This window comes from Rhodococcus tukisamuensis NBRC 100609 (assembly GCF_001894985.1).
Classification (GTDB): domain Bacteria; phylum Actinomycetota; class Actinomycetes; order Mycobacteriales; family Mycobacteriaceae; genus Rhodococcus_G; species Rhodococcus_G tukisamuensis.
The window spans coordinates 163,038-184,339 of the sequence record NZ_BCXG01000004.1 but is presented as its reverse complement, the minus strand read 5'-3'; the positions used below and the strand labels follow the sequence as shown (position 1 = coordinate 184,339).

General features: G+C 70.0%; 19 protein-coding genes (1 of these 19 only partly in view). 10 read left to right on the top strand and 9 right to left on the bottom strand.

Annotation, left to right across the window (positions count from 1 at the left end; all coding sequences use genetic code 11):
* Positions 1-75 precede the first annotated feature (75 nt).
* Positions 76-477 (top strand): DUF7144 family membrane protein, encoded by a 402-nt coding sequence (locus RT2_RS06250; protein WP_072843673.1) that lies wholly within the window; start codon positions 76-78, stop codon positions 475-477.
* Positions 478-501: 24 nt separating this feature from the next.
* A complete protein-coding gene (locus tag RT2_RS06245; protein ID WP_083577108.1) occupies positions 502-2,211 on the top strand; it encodes an alpha/beta hydrolase in 1,710 nt (569 codons plus the stop codon).
* Between the two features lie 7 nt (positions 2,212-2,218).
* On the opposite strand, the gene RT2_RS06240 is transcribed toward RT2_RS06245, so the two are convergent.
* Both RT2_RS06240 and RT2_RS06235 read right to left on the bottom strand, forming a co-directional pair.
* Positions 2,219-3,241: an acyl-CoA dehydrogenase family protein gene (locus RT2_RS06240; protein WP_072843672.1), complete on the bottom strand. Its 1,023-nt coding sequence runs from the start codon at positions 3,239-3,241 to the stop codon at positions 2,219-2,221.
* Positions 3,238-3,855, bottom strand: coding sequence for a TetR/AcrR family transcriptional regulator (locus RT2_RS06235; RefSeq protein WP_072843671.1), 618 nt, complete (start codon positions 3,853-3,855; stop codon positions 3,238-3,240). The genes RT2_RS06240 and RT2_RS06235 overlap by 4 nt, the downstream gene beginning before the upstream one ends.
* Positions 3,856-3,924: 69 nt before the next feature.
* On the opposite strand from RT2_RS06235, the gene RT2_RS06230 reads away from it, so the two are divergent.
* The 3 genes from RT2_RS06230 to RT2_RS06220 are packed head-to-tail and all read left to right on the top strand — an operon-like array spanning position 3,925 to position 7,153.
* Positions 3,925-4,860, top strand: coding sequence for a patatin-like phospholipase family protein (locus RT2_RS06230; RefSeq protein ID WP_072843670.1), 936 nt, complete (start codon positions 3,925-3,927; stop codon positions 4,858-4,860).
* Complete coding sequence (locus RT2_RS06225) at positions 4,857-6,320, top strand: flavin-containing monooxygenase (protein ID WP_072843669.1); 1,464 nt, start codon at positions 4,857-4,859, stop codon at positions 6,318-6,320. Before RT2_RS06230 ends, RT2_RS06225 begins: the two co-directional genes overlap by 4 nt.
* The gene (locus tag RT2_RS06220; protein WP_072843668.1) at positions 6,317-7,153 is read left to right on the top strand and encodes an SDR family oxidoreductase; all 837 of its coding nucleotides are present in this window, start codon (positions 6,317-6,319) and stop codon (positions 7,151-7,153) included. Before RT2_RS06225 ends, RT2_RS06220 begins: the two co-directional genes overlap by 4 nt.
* 43 nt (positions 7,154-7,196) lie before the next feature.
* Here RT2_RS06220 and amaB read toward each other — a convergent pair whose 3' ends face one another.
* The gene (gene amaB, locus RT2_RS06215; RefSeq protein WP_072843667.1) at positions 7,197-8,720 is read right to left on the bottom strand and encodes an L-piperidine-6-carboxylate dehydrogenase; all 1,524 of its coding nucleotides are present in this window, start codon (positions 8,718-8,720) and stop codon (positions 7,197-7,199) included.
* Positions 8,721-8,782: 62 nt separating this feature from the next.
* Here amaB and RT2_RS06210 point away from each other — a divergent pair, with 62 nt between their 5' ends.
* From RT2_RS06210 to RT2_RS06195, 4 genes are all read left to right on the top strand, one after another.
* On the top strand, positions 8,783-9,220 hold the full coding sequence (locus RT2_RS06210) for an Lrp/AsnC family transcriptional regulator (protein WP_072843666.1): 438 nt from the start codon (positions 8,783-8,785) through the stop codon (positions 9,218-9,220).
* A 64-nt stretch (positions 9,221-9,284) separates the two neighbouring features.
* The gene (lat, locus tag RT2_RS06205) at positions 9,285-10,643 is read left to right on the top strand and encodes an L-lysine 6-transaminase (protein WP_072843665.1); all 1,359 of its coding nucleotides are present in this window, start codon (positions 9,285-9,287) and stop codon (positions 10,641-10,643) included.
* A 235-nt stretch (positions 10,644-10,878) separates the two neighbouring features.
* Positions 10,879-11,946, top strand: coding sequence for a lipid II:glycine glycyltransferase FemX (locus RT2_RS06200; protein ID WP_092776205.1), 1,068 nt, complete (start codon positions 10,879-10,881; stop codon positions 11,944-11,946).
* 21 nt (positions 11,947-11,967) lie between these two features.
* Complete coding sequence (locus RT2_RS06195; RefSeq protein ID WP_092776208.1) at positions 11,968-12,774, top strand: tyrosine-protein phosphatase; 807 nt, start codon at positions 11,968-11,970, stop codon at positions 12,772-12,774.
* On the opposite strand, the gene RT2_RS06190 is transcribed toward RT2_RS06195, so the two are convergent.
* From RT2_RS06190 to RT2_RS06165, 6 genes are all read right to left on the bottom strand, one after another.
* A complete protein-coding gene (locus RT2_RS06190; RefSeq protein ID WP_072843664.1) occupies positions 12,767-13,102 on the bottom strand; it encodes a hypothetical protein in 336 nt (111 codons plus the stop codon). The two genes, RT2_RS06195 and RT2_RS06190, sit on opposite strands and share 8 nt — an antisense overlap.
* On the bottom strand, positions 13,102-13,518 hold the full coding sequence (locus tag RT2_RS06185) for a DUF1707 SHOCT-like domain-containing protein (RefSeq protein ID WP_072843663.1): 417 nt from the start codon (positions 13,516-13,518) through the stop codon (positions 13,102-13,104). Before RT2_RS06185 ends, RT2_RS06190 begins: the two co-directional genes overlap by 1 nt.
* A 76-nt stretch (positions 13,519-13,594) precedes the next feature.
* Positions 13,595-15,382: an acetyl/propionyl/methylcrotonyl-CoA carboxylase subunit alpha gene (locus RT2_RS06180; RefSeq protein ID WP_072843662.1), complete on the bottom strand. Its 1,788-nt coding sequence runs from the start codon at positions 15,380-15,382 to the stop codon at positions 13,595-13,597.
* A gap of 185 nt (positions 15,383-15,567) precedes the next feature.
* Complete coding sequence (locus tag RT2_RS06175; RefSeq protein ID WP_072843661.1) at positions 15,568-16,983, bottom strand: condensation domain-containing protein; 1,416 nt, start codon at positions 16,981-16,983, stop codon at positions 15,568-15,570.
* Between the two features lie 187 nt (positions 16,984-17,170).
* On the bottom strand, positions 17,171-17,581 hold the full coding sequence (locus RT2_RS06170; RefSeq protein ID WP_072843660.1) for a SufE family protein: 411 nt from the start codon (positions 17,579-17,581) through the stop codon (positions 17,171-17,173).
* Positions 17,578-18,480 carry a sulfurtransferase gene (locus RT2_RS06165; protein ID WP_072843659.1) on the bottom strand — a complete coding sequence of 301 codons (903 nt, stop codon included), beginning with the start codon at positions 18,478-18,480 and terminating at the stop codon, positions 17,578-17,580. The genes RT2_RS06170 and RT2_RS06165 overlap by 4 nt, the downstream gene beginning before the upstream one ends.
* Before the next feature lie 409 nt (positions 18,481-18,889).
* Between RT2_RS06165 and RT2_RS06160 the strand changes: the two genes are divergently transcribed.
* Positions 18,890-21,302, top strand: partial view of a non-ribosomal peptide synthetase gene (locus tag RT2_RS06160; RefSeq protein WP_072843658.1) — the 5' portion only. 25,109 nt of this gene lie beyond the right edge of the window; 2,413 of the gene's 27,522 nt are visible here — the first part of the coding sequence; its start codon is at positions 18,890-18,892; the stop codon falls past the right edge of the window.

Sequence of the window (21,302 nt, the reverse complement as noted above, 5' to 3'; positions counted from 1 at the left end):
TCGGCCCACCGACACGGGCGGATGGGCGCACACTGAGGGGGCGCAGCGTTTCCGAGTCCGGAGAGGTGAACCGTCGTGTCCGATCAGTTGAGCCACAAACAGCATGTCGCGGCCGGCACGTCGATCGGGGCCGCGGTCCTCTTCGTCACCGTCGGTATCCTCCAGGTTCTTCAAGGGATCGCCGCGGTCGCCGACGAGGTCTTCGCCGTCGGTGCCGACTACACCTACGAGTTCGACCTGACCGTGTGGGGCTGGATCCACATCGTGCTCGGTGTGCTGATCGCGCTGGTGGGCGTCGCCCTGCTCGGCGGCGGGATTTGGGCGCGGACGCTGGCCGTCGTCATCGCGGGACTGTCTGTTGTCGTCAACTTCCTGTGGCTGCCCTACCACCCGGGGTGGGCCAGCGTGATCATCGCGATCGATGTCGTCGTGATCTGGGCGATATGGACGTGGATTCCGAGCTCCGGCTGGGAGTAGCCGGTGCGGTAGGCGGAGGTGGCCATGGAGCCGAAGGTCCTGGATTCGCCCGGCGGTCCGTCCGCCGCCGGAGTCGACGACGGTGCGCCGCCCGAGTCCGGCGAGCGCCGGAAGCTGCTGTACGCCACCCTTCCCGGTTGCTGGGGTGCACTCGTCTTCGCCTGTCTGTCGTTCACCCCGTCGCTGCTTCCGCGTGGGGGTCTGCTGCAGGGAGTGGTCTGTGGAATCACCGCCGCGATCGGGTACGGGCTGGGAGTGTTCGCGGCCTTCGTGTGGCGGGCGTTCGCCGACCGGTCTCCGCGGCGTCCGGGGCGCCGGCCCTGGCTGGTGTTCCTCGTCAGTGCGGTGGTGCTGTTCGCCGTCTCGTTCGGCGTCGGGCAGTACTGGCAGCACCAGATCCGCGCGTTGATGGGGGTCACGGAGTACAACATCCCGCTCGTGGTCCTCGCGCCCGTCGTCGCGGCGGTGGTGTTCTGTCTCCTCCTGGTGATCGGACGCGGCGTCCGCGGCCTGTACCGCGCGAGCGCGAGGCTGCTCAACCGGTGGATCGGGCGGCGGGCCGCGGGGGTGGTCGGCTGGTTTCTCATCGCGGGGCTGGTCTACGCGGTGGTCTCGGGAGTACTGCTCGGCGGCCTCGTCGGCGCCGCCAACGGGGCCTTCTCGTTGCGCGACACGATGACCCCGGAGGGTGTGCAGCAGCCGGCCACCAGCCTGCGGTCGGGGGGCCCGGGATCGGTGGTGCCGTGGGATTCGCTGGGATGGCAGGGGCGCAGCTTCATCGGCGACGGCCCGTCCACCGACCAGATCGGTCAGTTCGTCGACCACCCGGCCCTGGAACCGATTCGCGCCTACGCCGGTCTGGCGTCGTCGGCGGACTCCGAGTCCCGGGCGGCGTTGGCGGTCGAGGACCTCAGCCGGGCCGGAGGTTTCCAGCGCGGCAACCTGCTCGTGGTCACCACGACCGGGAGCGGCTGGGTGGACCCGGCCCTGGTGGACAGCTTCGAGTACCTCACCGGCGGCGACGCGGCGACCGTGGCGATCCAGTACTCGTACCTGCCGTCGTGGATTTCCTACCTGGTCGACCAGTCGAAGGCCAGGGAAGCCGGGCGCGACCTGTTCGACGCGGTCTACGACGTGTGGTCGAAGCTACCGCCGGACAACCGTCCCCAGCTGTTCGTCGCCGGGGAGAGCCTGGGCTCGTTCGGCGGCGAGACCGCCTTCAGCGGTGAGTACGACCTGCGCAACCGCACCTCGGGAACGTTGTTCGCCGGCCCTCCCAACTTCAACACGCTGTTCCGTGAGTTCAGCGACCGGCGGGAGCCGGGGAGCCCGGAAGTCGAGCCGGTCTACAAGAACGGGCGGACGGTGCGGTTCAGCAACGACCCCGAGGCCGGAATTCCTCCCACGGGGAGCCCGTGGGACGGCACCCGGGTGCTGTACCTGATGCACCCCTCCGACCCGATCGTCTGGTGGAGTCCGAACCTCGTCCTGAGCGAGCCTGACTGGATCGGTCAGCCGCCCGGGCGGGACGTGCTCGAGGACATGGTTTGGATACCGTTTGTGACGTTCTGGCAGATCACCGCCGACCTGCCGTTCTCCACCGGCGTTCCGGGCGGGCACGGCCACAAGTACACGGCCGAGTACGTCGACGGATGGAATGCGGTCCTGCAACCCGCGGGTCTCACCGCGGAGCAGCTCGCCACCCTCCGGACCGTCATCGACGCCGGTGAGTAGCCTCGGCTCAGTTGCCGGCCGCACCGCCGAGTCGGTCCAGCAGCGTGCGGCGGATCTGCGGGCGTGACGCCGCGACGAGGGTCAGTGTCGCCTCGCGCATCAGTCGTTCGGCCGTGCTGCCGCTCAGGGCGGCGGCGCTGCCGGTGGCCGTCACCAGTGCGGCAGCGGCCCGCAGTGCGAGTTCGCTGGCCTGCGCTCTCGCGGCGTACAGATCGCCGCGACCTGCAAGCGCCGTATCGAGATTCGCGCGCACACCCGAGAGCTCGTCCGTCAACACGGTCGTGTCACAACCCAGCTCGGCAAGCTCGGTGAGGCACCGCCGCGTCACCCCCGTCGCCATGCACGCGTTGAGCCACGACCCGAAGGTCTGTCCGGCCCGGAACTGCTCGGGGGACGCCACATTCACGACCCGGTCGTCGGAAACCTCGTACCCGTCGAAGCGGACGCGCACGGTGTTGCTGCCGCGGGCCGCGATCAGCGGCAGGTCCTCGACGGTGATTCCGGCGGCGGGGACGGCCTCGACGAGCGTGTGCACGATCGAGTCGTCGAACTCGTCACGCGCGCTCAGCTGCAGCAGGTCGACGATGCCCCAGCCGGTGACGAACGGCGCCACCCCGTCCAGCAGGTAGCCGCCTTCCACCCGGCGCGCGTACAGCAGTGGTGGTTGGGGGATCGCCCCGGCAAAGGCGACGCCGGCGCGGACCGTTCCGTCGAGCAGACCGTCCCAGTGCCGTTCGCGCAGTATCTGATTCGGGCTGCCCGCGAGTCCGGCGACCACGCCGTGGTGCTGCAGCCAGGTGAAGCTGGTGGCCAGGCAGCCGCCGCAGAGAGTCTCCACCACCGCGACCAGGTCGTCGAGTTCGAGCGCGGGACCGCCCCGCTCGGGTGGCGCCGCCATCGCGTAGAAGCCCGCGTCGGCCAGCACCTCGAAATGGCTCACGGGGATCTCGCCGTCGGCGTCGACGCTGTCCGCGGCCGGGAACAGCACGTCGTCGGCGATGTCCTGCGCGAGCTTCTGCCAGTTCGTCACGCTTGTGAGGGTAGATCCGCGGAGCCGGCAGCGGTGAGAAGCGCGCGGAGGTTTCGGGTGACGATGCCGGTCGAGATGGTGGGGTCGATGGCGCGCTGGATGCCGAGACCGACGCCCATGCTCAGCACGCTGGTCGCGGCGTCGTCCACCGACATCGGCAGCGCGACCTCGCCGGACGCCACGAGCGCACCGAGTAGGGCGGCCACGATGCCGCGCGCCATGTCGAGGCTGGCCACGAGCGCGGCCCGGAGTTCCGGGTCGTGGCGCGCCAGCACGATGAACTCGAACTCGAGTGTCGTCCATCCGACGTCCCCGAGCGTGCGCTGCGCCCAGCTCTCGAACGCCGTCAACCGATCCTCAAGCGGCGCCTGCTGCGACATCACCTCCGCCACCTCGGCGCCCTTGGTGACGTGGATCAGCTGGAGGACCTCGAGGCACAGCTCGTTCTTGTTGCGGAAGTTGGAGTACACCGCGCCCTTGGAGTAACCGGCCTGCTCGGCGACCTTCTCCAGCGAGGTTGCGGCGTACCCGTCGGCGAGAAACAGGTCGCGCGCGGTCGCGATCAGGTCGGCCCTGGTCTGGGCCTGACTCTCCGACCTGGTCATTCGCGCCATCGCAACTCCGTTCAGGGAAACTTCAGATTTGGCATACCCATCGTATTCGAATACTGCTAGTTTCTGAATATGACTTCGAGTGACACACAAATCCGCCGTGGCCTCGTCATCGGCTGCGGCGGAACCCTCGGCGCGGCCTGGACGGTGGCGGCGCTGGTGGCGGTCCGCGACGGGCTCGGCTGGGATCCCCGTGACGCGGACGTCCTCGTCGGCACCTCCGCGGGGGCGGAACTGGTCACCATGCTCGGTAGCGGGGTCAGCGTCGGCGAGTTGCTGTCCATGCAGCTGGGGGAGCAGCCGACCCATCCGGCGCTGCGCGATCACCTCGCGGACGCGCCCGGCCGGATGCCACCGCTGCCCCGACTCGGCGTGGGCTCGCCGACGCTCGTCCGCGCGGGCCTGCGCCACGAGGTGGCGCCCGCGACGGCGCTGAGCGGACTGCTGCCGACCGGCGGGGGCGACGCGTCCTGGCTGCACCGGCTCGCGGTGGGACTGAACCCCGACCGTGACTGGGTCCCGCACCCCGCGACCTGGCTGGTCGCGATGGACTACGACACCGGCACCCGCGTCGCGTTCGGCTCGCCCGGCTCGCCGGAAGCGACACTCTCGCAGGCGCTTCGCGCGTCCTGGGCGATCCCGGGGTGGATGCCGCCGGTCCGGATCGGGGGCAGGCGCTACGTCGACGGCGGCGCGGCCTCGACCGCGTCCGCGGACCTGGTTGCTCCGCTCGAACTCGACGAACTGGTGGTGCTGGCGCCGATGGCCTCCACCGGCCCCGTGCGCGCCCGCGGCGCCGCCCGTGCGGAGCGACTGGTCCTGCGCAGCTGGATGAGCGCCGGCCTGGACGCGGAGATCGCCGCCGCCACGGCGGCGGGCACCCGGGTCGTCAGGCTCGACGCCACCGCCGAGGACCTCGCCGTGATGGGCCCGAACTTCATGGACGACCGCAGGCGTCTGGCCACGTTGGAGGCCGCCCTGCGCACGACTCGAAAGGCCTTCGTATGACACAGGAACAGCACTACGAGGTCCTCGTCGTCGGGGCCGGCATCTCCGGCATCGGCGCCGGGATCACCCTGCGGCGGATGGGGATCACGGACTTCGCGATCCTCGAGAAGGGCGATTCGCTCGGCGGCACCTGGCGCGACAACGACTACCCCGGGTGTGCCTGCGACGTCCCGTCCGGGCTGTACTCGTTCTCGTTCGCGCCGAATCCGGAGTGGAGCAGGCTGTTCGCGGGGCAGGACGAGATCCGTCGCTACATCGACCGCACCGCTGCCGAACACGGGGTCGACGCGCATGTGCGTTTCGGCACCGAGCTGATCCGCGCGGACTGGGACGAGTCGGCCCATCGCTGGGTGCTGCAGACCTCGAGCGGCACGCTCACCGCGAACTCCGTGGTCGCGGCCGTCGGCCCCTGGAACGAACCACTGGTGCCGCCGATCCCCGGCCTGGACACCTTCGGCGGCAAGGTGTTTCATTCATCACGCTGGGATCACGACTACGACCTGGCGGGCAAGCGCGTGGCGGTCGTCGGCACCGGCGCCTCCGCGGTACAGTTCGTGCCCGCGATCGCACCGAGCGTGGGGGAGCTTCACCTCTACCAGCGCACCGCGCAGTGGGTGCTGCCGAAGCCGGACCATCACGTGCCGCAGGCGGAACGCTGGGTGATGCGCCGGATTCCGGGCGCGCACCGCGTCCTGCGCGCGATCGAGTACTCGATCATGGAGGCGCTCGGGCTGGGGTTCCGGCACCCGTGGATCCTGCGGATCGTGCAGCAGATCGGCAAGGCGCAGCTGCGTGCCCAGGTCCGCGACCCCGAGCTGCGGAAGGCCCTCACGCCCGACTACACCCTCGGTTGCAAGCGCCTGCTGCTGTCGAACACCTACCTGCCGGCGCTGACCCGGCCCAACGTCGAGGTGCACCCCAACGCGGTCGCCTCCGTCCGGGGCAACACGGTGGTCGGGGCCGACGGTGCCGAGCGGGAGGTCGACGCGATCATCCTCGGCACCGGCTTCCACATCCTCGACATGCCGATCGGCGGCAAGATCTTCGACGGCGAGGGCCGCAGCCTCGACGAGCACTGGAAGGGCAGCCCGCAGGCCTATCTCGGCACCACGATCGCCGGGTTCCCCAATGCCTACGTGCTGCTGGGCCCGGCACTCGGCACCGGCCACACCTCGGCGTTCATGATCCTCGAGGCGCAGCTGGGTTACCTGGCGAAGGCGATCGCCGCGGCCAGGGACGGCAACTGGACCCGGATGGAGACCCGCCCGGAGGTGCAGGCGGCCTTCAACGCCGAGGTGCAGCAGGCGCTGGCCACCACCGTCTACAACGCCGGTGGATGCCAGAGCTACTTCCTGGACGTCAACGGGCGCAACAGCTTCAACTGGCCGTGGTCCACCGCGCGGATGAAGACCAGGCTCGGCGAGTTCGACGAGCGCGCCTACGAGATGGAGACTCGGTGAAGTACCCCGGGATTGACCTGCGCGGAGCCGTCGTCCTGATCACCGGTGCGGGGCGCGGAATTGGTCGCTCCACCGCGCACGCCATGGCCGCGCGCGGCGCCAGGGTGGCGGTCGCCGACCTCGATCGTGCCGCGGCTGACGAGGTGGTGGCCGAGATCGGTTCGGCGGCAGGGGCGTACACGCTGGACGTGCGGACCAGGGCGTCGTGGGACGCCTGCGTGACGGCGGTGACGGCCGACCTCGGGCCCGTCGACGTGCTGGTCGGCAACGCCGGGGTGATGCCGGTCGCGCCGTTCCTCGAGGAGCCGGACGAGATCGGCGAGGCCACGATCGACGTGAACGTGTGGGGGCTGATCCACGGCATGCGGGCGGTGACCCCGGCGATGATCACCCGCGGCCGCGGCCACATCGTCAATGTCGCCTCGCTCGCGGGCAAGGTCGCGATCCCGGGGCTGGCCGTCTACAACGCCAGCAAGTTTGCGGCCGTGGGACTCTCGTCGACGGCCCGGCTGGAGTTTGCCGAACACGGGGTCAGTGTGTCCACCGTGCTGCCCAGCGCGGTCCGCACCACGCTGACCTCCGGGCTTCCGCTGGGCAAGGGACTGCCGACGGTCGACCCCGAGGACATCGCGGCGGCGGTCGTGCGCACGGTCTCGACGCGTCGGGCACAGACCCCGGTCCCCGGCTACCTGGCGGCCGTGGACGTCGCGCTCGCGCTCGCGCCGGAGCCACTGGTCGGGTTGGTCCGCAAGGTCGTCGGCGGCAACCGGGCCGTCGACTCGGTGGATGCGAGGGCGCGCGCCGACTACGACGAGCGGCTCCGCCGCCTGTGAGTACTTCTGGCTGCTACTGCTACCAAGAGTGCGCAAAGGCACGTCAGCGCCCGAACTTCACACCCTGGGCGAGCGGAAGCTGATCGGAGTAGTTGACGGTGTTGGTGGCGCGCCGCATGTAGGCCTTCCACGCATCGGATCCCGACTCGCGGCCGCCCCCGGTCTCCTTCTCGCCGCCGAAGGCGCCGCCGATCTCCGCGCCGGAGGTGCCGATGTTCACGTTGGCGATCCCGCAGTCGGAGCCGTCGGCCGCGAGGAACCGCTCGGCCTCGCGCTGGTCGGTGGTGAAGATCGAGGACGAAAGCCCCTGCGGCACATCGTTGTGCAGCGCGATCGCCTCGTCGAGGGTCTCGTAGGTGAGCACGTACAGGATTGGGGCGAAGGTCTCCTCACGCACCACCGCGGTCTGCGCGGGCATCCGGACCAGCGCGGGGGAGACGTAGTGACCGCCGCCCGACTCCACCCGTTCGCCGCCACACACCAGGGTGCCGCCGTCCGCCCGGGCCTTGTCCAGCGCGGCCGTCATGGCCTCCCAGGACCGTTCGCGGATCAGTGGACCGACGAGGGTGTCCGCCTCGAGCGGGTTGCCGACCCGGAGTTGCCGGAAGGCGGAAGCGACCCGCTCGATCGTCTCGTCGGCGACCGAGGAGTGCACGATCAGCCGGCGCAGGCTGGTGCAGCGCTGGCCGGCAGTCCCGGCCGCGGAGAACACGATCCCGCGCACGGCCAGGTCGAGATCCGCGGACGGCGCGACCACGGCCGCGTTGTTGCCGCCGAGCTCGAGCAGGCATCGACCGAGGCGTTGCGCGACCCGCAGCCCGACCGCCCGGCCCATCCGGACCGACCCGGTCGCGCTTACCAGGGCGACCCGCGGGTCGTCGACGAGCTGCTCGCCGACCGGCCCGGCGCCGAGGACCAGGCGATGGACCCCGGCCGGCGCACCCACGTCCTCGGCGGCCCGGCGCAGCAACGCATCACACGCGATCGCGGTGAGCGGCGTCAGTTCGGACGGCTTCCAGACCACGGTGTCGCCGCAGACCAGGGCGAGCGCGGTGTTCCAGGACCACACCGCCACGGGGAAGTTGAACGCGGAGATCACCGCGACCACACCGAGCGGGTGCCAGGTCTCCATCAGGCGGTGGCCCGCGCGCTCGGACGGCATCGTGCGGCCGTACAACTGCCGGGACAACCCGACCGCGAACTCGCAGACGTCGATCATCTCCTGCACCTCGCCGAGCGCCTCGGAGGTGATCTTCCCCGCTTCGAGCGTGACGAGGGCCGCGAGGTCCGACTTGTGCTCGGTCAGCAGTTCGCCGAGCCGCCGGACCAGCGCGCCGCGCTGCGGCGCCGGCACCGTCCGCCACCGGAGGAAGGCGTCGTGCGCGTCGGCGACGGCGTCGCTGACCTGCGTCGATGTGGTCGGAGTCAACCGGCACAGGACGCCGCCGGTGATCGGGGTGCGGGCCGTCAGCGCGCCTTCGGGGTTGGGATGGTCGTCGCGGGCCCCGCACGCGGCCAGCGCCGCCTCGGCCCGGGTCCGCAGGCTGTCGGTGTCGGGAAGGATCATGTCGGTGTCCTTTCGTCGCGAGGGTGCGCCGAGACCAGTGTGCGCTGCGTTAGCCTGCGCGGGTGCCGGAGAAACTGGACGAGACGGACACCCTGCTGGTGCGTGAGCTGATCGCGGACGGGCGGGCGACCCTGTCGACGCTTGCGGAGAAGGCGGGGCTGTCGGTCTCGGCGGTGCAGTCGCGGGTACGCCGACTCGAGGCGCGAGGGGTGATCCGCGGCTACACGGCGAAGGTGGACCCGGAGGCCGTCGGGCACGGTCTGTCCGCGTTCGTCGCGATCACCCCCTTCGATCCGTCCGGCCCGGACGACGCCCCCGCCCGGCTCGAGCACCTGCCCGAGATCGAGGCGTGCCACTCGGTGGCGGGGGAGGACAGCTACGTGCTGCTGGTGCGGGTGGCGTCGCCGCGGGCGCTCGAGGCGTTGCTGCAGAAGATCCGGGTGACGGCCAACGTGCAGACCCGCAGCACCATCATCCTGCAGACATTTTACGATCGGTAGCGTCCAGGCCGTCATATTTCCTGTGGGATGGTCAATTTCACGTAAATGCGCCTATCCTGGGCGCATGAGCACCGCGATGTGGTCATCCGAGTCGTCCGCGGGTCTGCCCGCGGACCGGGTGCTCACGGTGCTGCGGGAGAGCCTGCTGGTGGACGGTTTCGACCTGGTTCTCGACCTCGACCGCTCGCGCGGACGCCTGCTCGTCGACCTCCGCGACGGCACCGAGTACCTCGACATGTTCGGCTTTTTCGCCTCCTCCGCGCTGGGCGTGAATCACCCGGACCTCGCCGATGACGAGGGGTTCCGCGCCGAACTGGCCGCCGCCGCAGTGAACAAGCCGAGCAACTCCGACGTCTACACGGTGCCGATGGCGAGGTTCGTGCAGACCTTCGTGCGGGTGCTGGGCGACCCGGCGCTGCCGCACCTGTTCTTCGTCGACGGCGGGGCGCTGGCCGTCGAGAACGCGCTCAAGGTCGCCTTCGACTGGAAGAGCCGGCACAACGAGGCGCGCGGGATCGACCCGGCGCTCGGCACCCGGGTACTGCACCTGACCCACGCCTTCCACGGACGTACCGGCTACACGATGTCGTTGACCAACACCGACCCCGGCAAGGTGGCGCGGTTCCCCAAGTTCGACTGGCCCCGGATCGATGCCCCCTACCTCGAACCCGGCCGGGACGTGGCGGCCGCCGAGGCGCGAGCACTGTCGCAGGCGCGCCGCGCGTTCGACGAACATCCCCACGACATCGCCTGCTTCCTGGCCGAACCGATCCAGGGCGAGGGCGGCGACCACCATTTCCGCCCGGAGTTCCTGCAGGCGATGGCGGCGCTGTGCCGGCGCCGCGACGCGCTGTTCGTGCTCGACGAGGTGCAGACCGGTGTCGGCATGACCGGAACGTCCTGGGCGTACCAGCAACTCGGCCTCGACCCCGACGTGGTCGCGTTCGGGAAGAAGACTCAGGTGTGCGGGGTGATGGCCGGCGGGCGGGTGGACGAGGTGCGAGACAACGTGTTCCGGGTCTCCTCCCGCGTCAACTCCACCTGGGGCGGCAATCTGACGGACATGGTCCGGGCCCGGCGAATTCTCGAGGTGATCGAGCGGGACCGGTTGATCGACCGGGCGCGACTGCTGGGCTCGCACCTACTGGGCCGGCTGGACTGGCTGGCCGCCAGGCACGAATGCGTCACCGACCCGCGCGGTCGCGGACTGATGTGCGCGGTGACGCTGGACTCGCCGGCCCGCCGCGACGGGGTGCTCACCGAATTGCGCGAACGCGAACACGTGCTGATCCTGGGCACGGGGGAGCGGGGGATCAGATTCAGGCCGCCGCTGACCGTCACCGCCGCCGAACTCGACAATGCGGTCGACGCTTTGGACCGGGTGCTGACCTCGTCCGGCGATGCTGACCGGTTGTGGCACTGACTCCTGCCGACTGGCCCACACGCAGCGTGCGGTGAGCCCACCAGCTGGTTGTCGTCCGCGCGGTTTGCTTGATGGTTGCTGATCGAATTCACCCTCGAATTCATGCCCGCAGGGGGTGAGCCTTGTGCATAATCCAGCAGTTGGACTGGTTCTGTGTGTAGGGGTGTGACTAGTTGCTTTCGTTTGCTAAAGATTTACGGTTCCGTGGTGTCCGGCGAGACGGGCGGGTTGCGTCGTGACCGTGCGGATGGCGGACCCGTCCGAAGTCGAGGGCTGGGACGACCTGATCGTCGCCAACCCCGACGGCGGTGACGTCTGGCGCAGTCGCGACTACGCGGAGCAGAAGCGATTCAACGGTTACCACCCCGTGCACCTCATGGTCGACGGACTCGCCGTGACTGTTCTCGAGAAGCGGGTTGTGGCGCTCGGGAAGCTCTGGTACCTGCCGGGAGGACCCGGCGTGGTCGGCGTCGACGGGGTGATCTCGGTTGTCGACCTGCTCGCGGAGTTCGCCCGCGCCCACGGCGTCTTTGCTGTGAAGATCGAGCCCAAGATCAGGTTCGGCGACGTCGAACGCGGCCAGCTCCTCGCTCGGGGCTTCCGGCAGGCGCGTTCCATCGCGGCAAATTCGTCGACCATTGTGCTCGACATCTCCGGAGAGCCGACGGAGGTGATGTCGCGGTTCAGTACCAGGGCCAGGCGCTGGATCAGGCGGGCCGAGCGGGACGGGGTGCGCGTCGACCGGGTGCCGGCGACCCCTGCCAACTGCCGCCTCGTGTTCGACCTGCTCTCCGATACCGCGAAGGGCCGCTTCGGGATTCGGAGCTACGAGTACTACGAGGAGTTCTGGGGGCGTTACGAGTCGTCCGGGAACGGCCAGTTGTTCGTCGCCCGCTTCGAGGGCGAGGTGATGGCGGGCGGGTTTGCGATGAAGTTGGGGCGCAACGCGTATTACATGAACGGAGCCTCGGTGCGCAAGCGCGAGGACTCCTCCGCGCAGAGCGGGCTCGGTGCGCACGGCGTCGGGCATGCTGTCCAGTGGGCGATGATCGAGTGGGCCAGGGAGTCCGGATGCGTCCGATACGACATGGGTGGGACACCGCCCGCGGCGTTCGCCGACGACAAGGCGCACCCGTTCCACGGGATCGGCCAGTTCAAGCAGAGCTTCAGCTACGACATCGTCGACTACCTGGGCGCCTACGACCTGCCGCTGAGCAGGGCCAGGTACGCGCTGTGGCAAAAGGTCCTGGAGCGGGAGGCCCGCCGCTTCACGATGATCGTCCGCAAGGACTACTACTGGTGAGCGTGGATTAGCCTGCTGGGTATGAGCATCACACCCACCACGGGAGCGGCAGTCCCGATCCCCTCCGTGCCCAACCTGCGCGACATCGGCGGCTATCCGACAGCGGACGGGGCCCGGGTTCGGACCGGCGTCGTCTACCGGTCGACCGACCTCGGGCGCGTCGCCGACGGTGACGTCGCCGCGCTGGACGCCCTCGGCATCGCCACGGTCTTCGACCTGCGGACCGAGGCCGAGCGGGAGGTGCTGCCCGACCGGGCCCCGAGCGGCGCGAAGGAGGTGGCGCTGGACGTCTTCGCGGACGCGGACCAGAGTGCGGCCCCGGCGATGATGCAGCACATCCTCACAGACCCGAAGGTGGCGGAGGAGTTGCTCGGCACGGGCGACACCAACGAATTCCTGCTCAAGGTCTACGGGGACTTCGTCACCCTGCCCAGCGCAGTCGCGGCCTACCGCACGTTGTTCACGGACCTGGCGCGGGCGCAGAACATGCCGGCGCTGATCCACTGCACCACCGGCAAGGACCGGACGGGCTGGGCGACCGCGTCGCTGCTGCTGTTCCTCGGGGTCAGCAAGGAGGACGCGTTCGCGGACTACCTGCTGACCAACGAGCAGCTGCTGCCGGCCCTCGCGCCGGTCTTCGACAAGTTCCGTGCCGCGGGCGGCAACCCCGATCTGCTGCTGCCGATCCTCGGCGTCCGCAGGGCCTACCTCGAGGCCGCGCTCGAGCAGCTCCACGCCAGCTTCGGGGACGTCGAGGGCTACTTCGCGGACGGCCTGGGAATCTCGGCGGCCGACCGGGATGCGTTGCGCGCCAACCTGCTCACGTAACCGTCAACTCCAGCGCGCCCTCGGCGAACCGGCGGATCACGGTCGTCGCGGTACCCAGCGCATCCTCGTGCCCGGGACGGGCCCAGCCGGCCAGCACGGCCCTGGGTCCGTCCAGGGTCAGGCCCACCTCGGCGAGCAGTTCGCCGGTGTTCGGCTGGCACACCGCCCACGAGTAGTGCTCGTCGGCCGCCCACTGCGCGGTGCGGGTGGCGACGTAGTCCGGGTCGTCGATCCCGCCGTCGGCGAGCGCCGGCCGGTCGTCGACCCGTTCGTCGGCGCGCAGCGCCCGCAGGTACCAGGCGCCGGCGTTGACCTCGATCGGTTCCATCAGTTGCGGTCCTCTCGGTCGTTGCGCCGATCACGACGCCGGCGTTCGTTGCGTTCGCGGTCGGTTCCGAAGAGCAGGGCGCCCGCCGCGGGGACGGCCAGGAACCACAGCCAGCTGCCGGTGACGAAGAACAGGACCAGCGCGGCGATCGGGATGACGGCCATCGCCCGTCCGGACCAGTCCGGCTGGAATCGTCGGGCCGGTTCGGCGGGCGCGGGGGAGCCGGGTCCCGCCGTGGCCGGGAGGTCCGCGAACACCCGCTCGATCTGGCCGCGGGTGGTGGCCGCGGCGACCTGACTGCTGCGTTCGTCGAATTCGGTGACCGTCAGCCGACCGTCGCTGAAGTGGCGGCTCAACGCCTCGAGCGCCTGTTCGCGTTCGGCGGTGCCGATGCGGATCTCGGGAACCTCTGCCATGGGAACAGGATAGTGCGCGCACAGCACAGCGCCCCCGGTTGCCTGGGCAACCGGGGGCGCTGTGAGAGTGCTTGTGCTACTTGAGCTCAGCGAGCACGGTGCCCTGGGTGATGGCGGCGCCCGGCTCGACGGCCAGTCCGGTCACGATGCCGGCCTTGTGCGCGTTGACGGGGTTCTCCATCTTCATGGCCTCGAGCACGGCGATCAGATCGCCCTCGGCGACCTCCTGGCCCTCCTCGACGGCGACCTTGACGACGGTGCCCTGCATGGGGGCCGTCACGGCGTCACCCGACGCCGCTCCGCCCGCGCCGCCGCCGCGCTTGCGCGGCTTCGGCTTCTTGCGGGTGGCGCCGTTGGCGGATCCGCCACCGCCGAGCGAGAACTGACCGGGCAGCGACACCTCGACGCGGCGTCCGCCGACCTCGACGACGACGGCCTGACGCGGCAGGGCCTCGTCCTCCTCGAGCGCCTCACCGGCGGTGTACGGCTCGACGGTGTTGTTCCACTCGTTCTCGATCCACTTCGTGTAGACGTCGAAGCTCTCGCCGTTGCCGATGAACGCGGGGTCCTCGACGATGGCGCGGTGGAACGGGATGACCGTCGCGAGGCCCTCGACGTGGAACTCGGCCAGCGCGCGGCGGGCGCGGGCGAGGGCCTGGTCGCGGGTGGCGCCGGTGACGATCAGCTTGGCCAGCATCGAGTCGAACTGGCCGCCGATGACGGAGCCGGACTCGACGCCGGAGTCCATGCGGACGCCGGGGCCGGTCGGGGGCACGAACTTGGTGACCGGGCCGGGGGCGGGCAGGAAGCCGCGGCCGGCGTCCTCGCCGTTGATCCGGAACTCGAAGGAGTGGCCGCGCGGTGCGGGATCCTCGGTGAACTCCAGCTCCTCGCCGTTGGCGATCTTGAACTGCTGGAGCACGAGGTCGATGCCCGCGGTCTCCTCGGTGACCGGGTGCTCGACCTGAAGGCGGGTGTTGACCTCGAGGAACGAGACGGTGTCGCCCTGCACGAGGAACTCGACCGTGCCGGCGCCGTAGTAGCCGGCCTCCTTGCAGATGGCCTTCGAGGAGCTGTGGATCCGGGCGCGCTGGTCGTCGGTGAGGAACGGCGCGGGCGCCTCCTCGACCAGCTTCTGGAAACGGCGCTGCAGCGAGCAGTCGCGGGTGCCCGCGACGATGACGTTGCCGTGCTGGTCGGCGATGACCTGGGCCTCGACGTGGCGGGCCTTGTCGAGGTACTGCTCGACGAAGCACTCGCCGCGGCCGAAGGCGGCGATCGCCTCGCGGGTGGCGGAGTCGAAGAGCTCGGGGATCTCCTCGACGGTGTGGGCGACCTTCATGCCGCGGCCACCGCCACCGAAGGCGGCCTTGATCGCGACCGGGACGCCGTACTGCTTGGCGAACTCGACGACCTCGTCGGCGTTCTTGACGGGGTCCTTGGTGCCGGCGGCCATCGGGGCCTTGGCGCGCTCGGCGATGTGCCGGGCGGTGACCTTGTCGCCGAGGTCGCGGATGGACTGCGGCGAGGGGCCGATCCAGATCAGCCCGGCGTCGATGACGGCCTGGGCGAAGTCGGCGTTCTCGGAGAGGAAGCCGTAGCCGGGGTGGATGGCGTCCGCGCCGGACTTGCGTGCCGCGTCGAGGATCTTGTCGAAGACGAGGTACGACTCGGCGGACGTCTGGCCGCCGAGGGCGAACGCCTCGTCGGCAAGGCGCACGAAGGGCGCATCCGCGTCGGGCTCGGCGTAGACGGCGACGCTGGCCAGGCCTGCGTCCGCTGCCGCCCTGATCACCCGGACTGCGATCTCGCCGCGGTTGGCGACGAGCACCTTGGTGATGTGCGCGCTGGCATGACTGGGCACTGAGCCTCCTGTTGGTCGCATGGGAAACCGCGTCGGTCCCCCGGCCGGGGTCGCTGCCCGGCAGGTATGGACGGGCGTCTGTTGGGAGTGTATGCACCGTCCAGGACGCCGATGTAATTGGATAGCCAATTCACACTAGCGGCTCTCGGGAGGCGGCAAACACTACTGACAAGTAGTTCTCGAGCCTAGTGGTGGAGCGGTTCGCCGAGCGCGCAACTGCCGGTCCCGACGACCTCCTCCAACCGGATCCGCAGGCGGGCGAGGTAGCGGTGCACGTTGGCGGTCGCGACGTCGGTGTTCGGGTACCGCGACGCGATGTTGACCCCCAGCGGGGTGCGGTTGATCCAGATGTAGACGGAGTCGTCGTACTGCTTGCTGCGCAGCGCGCGGGCGTTCCACTCCGACCAGCGGGAGGCGGACGGCGCAAACCTGACGTCCATGTACGAGACCACGAACCGCGGCCGCGCGCCCCGGCCCAGGACCTCGCAGACCCGGTCGAAGGGGACCTTCGAAGAGTCCTTGGCGGCCGCGATCTGCTGGGCGGCCCGGCCGGCCAGCTCGCCGAACGACCGCGCCCCGCGGACGTCGAAGCTGATCGGACCGATACCCACGTACCAGCCGACCGACGCCGCGGCGTAGGGGTCGCTGCGGGTGTGCATCGGGGTGACGGTGTCGAAGCGGTCCTCGCCCGCGAGTTCGGCGCCCACCAGGCCCAGACAGGCCAGGGCGCCCGCAAAGAAGCTGTGCCCGACCTTCCGGCAGGCGACGGCGAAGGCGTCCGCGGCCTCGGCATCGAGCACCCAGGCCGACAGGGCACCCTGCGGCACCGGCCCGGCCGGCCGGTCGCCGAGTTCGAGCGGGAACCGCGGCAGCCGGCCGTCGTTGCGGTCGAGCGCCTCCCGCCACGAGCGCACGACGGGCGCGGCGGCGTCGAGGTCGGCGGCGTCCTCACGTTCGCGCACGCCGTAGTCGAGGTAGCTGCCCACCGGGAACAGGCCCGCGGCGGGACCGCCCTGTTCCTGCCGGTACAGCGCCTCGATCGCGTGCGCGATCAACACGATGGTCAGGCCGTCGATGATCGCGTGGTCGGCGGCGAAGTAGACGGTGAAGCCGTCGTCGGGGTCCGGGGCCGCGACGGTCGCGAAGGCGAACGCGGGCCACGACAGGGGGGAGGTGGCGCGGTCGAACAGGTCGTGCAGGTGCTCGAAGATCACGGCCGAGGACCGGTGGCCGTGGGTGAGCGGGCACACCGAGACCACGCCGTCGTCGAAGGTCTGCCGGCTGAGTCTGCCGGTGGCGGGTTCGACCTCGGCGTGGCTGCGCAGCGCCTCGTGCCGGTCGATCCAGACCCGCAGCGCCCGCCCGAACGCGGCCTCGTCGAGCGGGCCGGCCACGGTGAACGCGGTGCCGAGCCAGGACTCGTGCCCCGGCCCGGTGTGGGTGGCCGCCTCGCGCAGGCGGGCCGCCTGGACGAACGAGGCGGGCCGGGGGTCGTCGTACCAGGGTCCGGCGGACGAAGCGGCCGGGGGACTGACCGTGGGCAGCCATTCGGTGAGGGTGCCCGGGGAGACGGGGTAGTCGGCGAGTTCAGTAAATTCCATTGGCAGCATCCAGTTCTCGCGAGTGGTGTGCTTCAGGCGTAGACCGAGCCGGTCCGGGAGGGTGGCCGGACACAGCGGCCTCCGACCGGAAATTCTACCGATGGGAGGACAGGCACGCAGTCCGACAGGGCCGGACGTCAGCTCACCGCATTGTGTGCGTCGTCGCGAGACGACTGGACTTCATTCCTTACAGGTGTCGCTTGATTCGGGTCAACATGGCGGACATGCCCCGCAGCCGCAGCGGACTGACCGCGTCGGCGAGGCCGAGGGCAGAGTAGAAGTCGGAGGGCACGTCCAGGATCGACTGTGCGCTCTGCCCGTCCAGCCCCTGGTGCAGGATCGAGGCGAAGCCACGCGTCGTCGGGGCCTCCGGCGGCGCACTGAAGTGCAACCGCACGTGCGCGCGGTCGGTGGCGTCCACCGACAGGAACAGCGGCGACTGGCACTCCGGGACGGGCTCCATCGCGGCCTGCGCGAGTTCCGCGGGCAGGTCCGGCAGCTCGCGGCTGAACTCCAGCAGCAGCTGCAGCTTCTCCTGCCCGTCGACGGCGGCGAAGTCGTCGACGATCTCGGCGAGCGGGGCGGGCAGTGCGGTCACGACGCCCCGATCTCGGTCACCACGCCGGGTGCCTCGCCCTTGACGATGGGGACCCGCACCGCGTTGCCCCACTCGGTCCAGGAGCCGTCGTAGTTGCGTACCTTCTCGAACCCGAGGAGGTGGGTGAGCACGAACCAGGTGTGGCTCGACCGCTCGCCGATCCGGCAGTACGCGACCACGTTGTCGGTGGTGGCGAAGTCGGCGTAGATCTCCTCGAGCTCCGGTCGACTGCGGAACCGGCTGTCGGGGGCCGCCGCCTTGGCCCACGGGATCGACACCGCGGTGGGGATGTGCCCGCCGCGCAGCGCGCCCTCTTCCGGGTAGTCCGGCATGTGGGTGCGCTCGCCGGTGTACTCCTGGGGAGAACGCACGTCGATCAGCGGACCCTGGCCGAGGTGGCCGAGGACGTCGTTCTTGAAGGCGCGGATCGACGCGTCGTCCCGCTCGACCACCGGGTAGTCGGTGGGCTGGTTCTCGGGAACGTCGAGGGTGGTGTCGCGGTTCTCGGCGATCCACGCGTCGCGGCCGCCGTCGAGCAGGCGCACGTCCTCGTGGCCGAACAGGGTGAACACCCACAGTGCGTAGGCGGCCCACCAGTTGCTCTTGTCGCCGTAGATGACGACGGTGTCGTCTCGGCGGATTCCCTTGCTGCTCATCAGCTTTGCGAAGGCCGTGCCGTCGATGTAGTCGCGGGTGACCGGGTCGTTGAGGTCCAGGTGCCAGTCGATCTTCACCGCGCCCGGGATGTGTCCGACGTCGTAGAGCAACACGTCCTCGTCGGACTCGACGATCTTGAGGCCGGGTGCCCCGATGTGGCCGGCGAGCCAGTCCGCGGTAACCAGCCGTTCGGGGTGGGCATAGGCCGCGAAGGCTGCATGGGAATCGGCGGCTACGGGCACAGGTGGGCTCCTGACAAGGCGGCGGGCGGGGGCGGCCTCAATTCTAGGCGGACGCAGCCCAGGCCGCCGCCCGCCCAGGCGTTCCCGCCGATCGCCAGGCGTACCGCGATCGACAGATCCTTGCTACGGTACTGCACCTTGACCTGCATGGATTCATCGATGACCAAATGCGGGTGACGCTTGTTCGGAAGTTGAATGATTGTCCAATACTCGTGCGCGATGTCCGCCGGATCTCGTATTCTCTGCGCACAGACACATGCCGATCCGTGTGCCCTGAACTGCAGCGTCCGATCCTCGCCGTTGACACGAAGGTTCCCCAGCACAGACCCCATATTTCCCCGATAGCTGGACACTTTGCCCAAGTGTCGAGTCTGGTGGGGTTCAGCAATCATTTCGAGAGGTTCTACCGGTGGTTCCTGCACGTGACTCCGTCCGCGAGTCCGACATCCTCAACTCTCCGCAGACGGATGCGAACGGTGGTGTGGATGCGTTCCCACTCTCGGCCGCGCAGCGCGGGATCTGGTTCGCGCAGCACCTGCTGCCGGATGTGCCGATCACCATTGCCCAGTGCGTCGACGTGGTCGGCGACCTCGACATGGATGCGATGCAGGCGGCGGGAGCGCTCGCCTCGCGTGAGCTGGGCACCGGGATGCTCCGGATCGTCGAGCACGACGGTGAGCCCGCGCAGGTCATCGACGAGACGCTCAACGACCAGATGAAGATCGTCGACCTGCGTTCCGCGACGGACCCGGCCGGGGCAGCCGAGGACTGGATGCGCGCCGAGTACAGCGCCCCGATCGACCTCGTGACGGACCGGTTGATCGAGTCCGCGGTGCTGCGGATCGGGGAGGACCGCTACTACTGGTACGCCCGCATCCACCACATCGCGCTCGACGGGTTCGGCGCGATGACGTACATGAACCGCGTGGCCGAGCTGTACACGGCGGCGGTCGAGGGCAGGGCCGCCGCCGACCACAAGGCCAGTCCCGTCCGGGAGATCTGCGAGGACGAGACCCGCTACCGGGAGTCCGCCCGGTTCGCCAAGGACCGCGAGTACTGGGCGGAGCGGACCCGCGAGCTGCCCGAGCCGATCAGCCTCGCCGCCAGTACCGCGGCGGTCGGTCCGTTCTCGCTGGTGGCGGGAGGGCCGCTGGCGGAGGCCACCGAGGCCGCGATCGAGGCCAACGAGTCGGCGTTCACGCCGATCGCCATCGCCGCGGTGGCGGCCTTCCTCTCCCGGCTCACCGGTGAGAGCGACGTCGCGTTGAGCCTGCCGGTGTCGGCGCGGACCACCGCGCAGATGCGGCGGTCCGGCGGCATGGTGTCCAACGTGATCCCGCTCCGGGTCCAGGTCGGCCACGAGACGACGGTCTCGGAGCTCGTCGCCGCGGTGCAGCTGGAACTGACCGGGGCGCTGCGCCACCAGCGCTACCGCCACGAGGACATGCGTCGCGGGCTCGGCTCCGGCGCCGGGCAGCGTGGTCTCTTCGGGCCGGCGATCAACATCATGATGTTCCACAGCGAGATTCGCTTCGGCGACCTGACGGGTCGGATGCGGGTGCTGACCACCGGTCCGGTGGAGGACCTGTCCGTCAACATCTACCCGAGCGTCGCCGGAAGCCGTCCGCACCTCGACTTCGAGGCGAACCCGAACCTGTACACCGCCGAGGACCTGCAGGGCCACCACGCCCGGTTCCTCGAGTACCTCACCCAGTTCGCCGCGGCTGACGGCGCGGCGCGGGTGTCCGGGCTGGACGTCCTCCACGACGACGAACGCGCCGAGTTGGTGCCGCTGCGTGGGCCCGCCGCATCCGCCCCGCGACTGCTGCCGGACCTGCTCGGGGACGGCGCCGCGGCGAACCCGGACGGAATCGCGATCCTCGCCGGCGACGCGCGGGTCAGCTACCGGGAACTCGACGCCCGGTCCAACCAGCTCGCACGACTGCTCGTCGACCGGGGCGTCGGCCCCGAGTCGTTCGTGGCGCTCTCCTTTTCCCGGTCGGTCGAGGCGCTCGTCGCCGTCTGGGCGGTGGCGAAGTCCGGCGCGGCATTCCTGCCCATCGACCCGGAGCTGCCCGCGGACCGCAAGATGCACATGGTCACCGACTCCGGCGTCCTGGTCGGGCTGACCACGGCGGCGCTGTGCGGCGCGTTGCCGTCCTCGGTCGACTGGCTGACCACGGACGACGCGGAGACGATCGCCCGGTACTCGGCGCTGTCGACGGATCCGATCACCGACGCGGACCGGCGTCACGCCCTCTGCGTCGCCAACCCGGCGTTCGTCATCTACACCTCGGGATCGACGGGTCTGCCGAAGGGCGTGGTGGTCACCCACGCCGGCTTGGTCAACTTCGCGGCCGCGGCGCGGCCGGAGTTGGACATCACGTCCGAGTCCCGGGTGCTGCGCTTCTCCTCCGCCAGCTTCGACGCCTCGGTCTTCGAGATGGTGCAGGCCTTCAGCGCGGGCGCCACGATGGTGGTGGCCCCGCCGGAGGTCTACGGCGGCGACGACCTCGTGGACCTGCTGCGGTCGCAGCGGGTCACCCACATCATCTCGGCGCCGACAGTGCTCGGGTCGGTCGACCCGAAGGGTCTGGAGGACCTGCAGGCGGTGGTCGTCGGTGGCGACGTCTGCACGCCGGACCTCGTCGAGAAGTTCGCCGACGTCTGCAGCTTCACCAACAGCTACGGGCCGACCGAGACGACGATCGTCATCACGACCGGGCACCCGCTCGCGGTGGACGACCGGATCACCATCGGCGCCCCGATCCAGGGTGCGAGTGCCCTGGTGCTCGACCGCCGGCTGCGTCCGGTGCCGGTGG

Coding starts and splice junctions, on each gene's coding strand:
- RT2_RS06245 (WP_083577108.1), top strand. CDS start 502: ATGGAGCCGAAGGTCCTGGATTCGCCCGGCGGTCCGTCCGCCGCCGGA.
- RT2_RS06235 (WP_072843671.1), bottom strand. CDS start 3,855: ATGGCGCGAATGACCAGGTCGGAGAGTCAGGCCCAGACCAGGGCCGAC.
- RT2_RS06230 (WP_072843670.1), top strand. CDS start 3,925: ATGACTTCGAGTGACACACAAATCCGCCGTGGCCTCGTCATCGGCTGC.
- RT2_RS06225 (WP_072843669.1), top strand. CDS start 4,857: ATGACACAGGAACAGCACTACGAGGTCCTCGTCGTCGGGGCCGGCATC.
- amaB (WP_072843667.1), bottom strand. CDS start 8,720: ATGATCCTTCCCGACACCGACAGCCTGCGGACCCGGGCCGAGGCGGCG.
- lat (WP_072843665.1), top strand. CDS start 9,285: ATGAGCACCGCGATGTGGTCATCCGAGTCGTCCGCGGGTCTGCCCGCG.
- RT2_RS06195 (WP_092776208.1), top strand. CDS start 11,968: ATGAGCATCACACCCACCACGGGAGCGGCAGTCCCGATCCCCTCCGTG.
- RT2_RS06190 (WP_072843664.1), bottom strand. CDS start 13,102: ATGGAACCGATCGAGGTCAACGCCGGCGCCTGGTACCTGCGGGCGCTG.
- RT2_RS06185 (WP_072843663.1), bottom strand. CDS start 13,518: ATGGCAGAGGTTCCCGAGATCCGCATCGGCACCGCCGAACGCGAACAG.
- RT2_RS06175 (WP_072843661.1), bottom strand. CDS start 16,983: ATGGAATTTACTGAACTCGCCGACTACCCCGTCTCCCCGGGCACCCTC.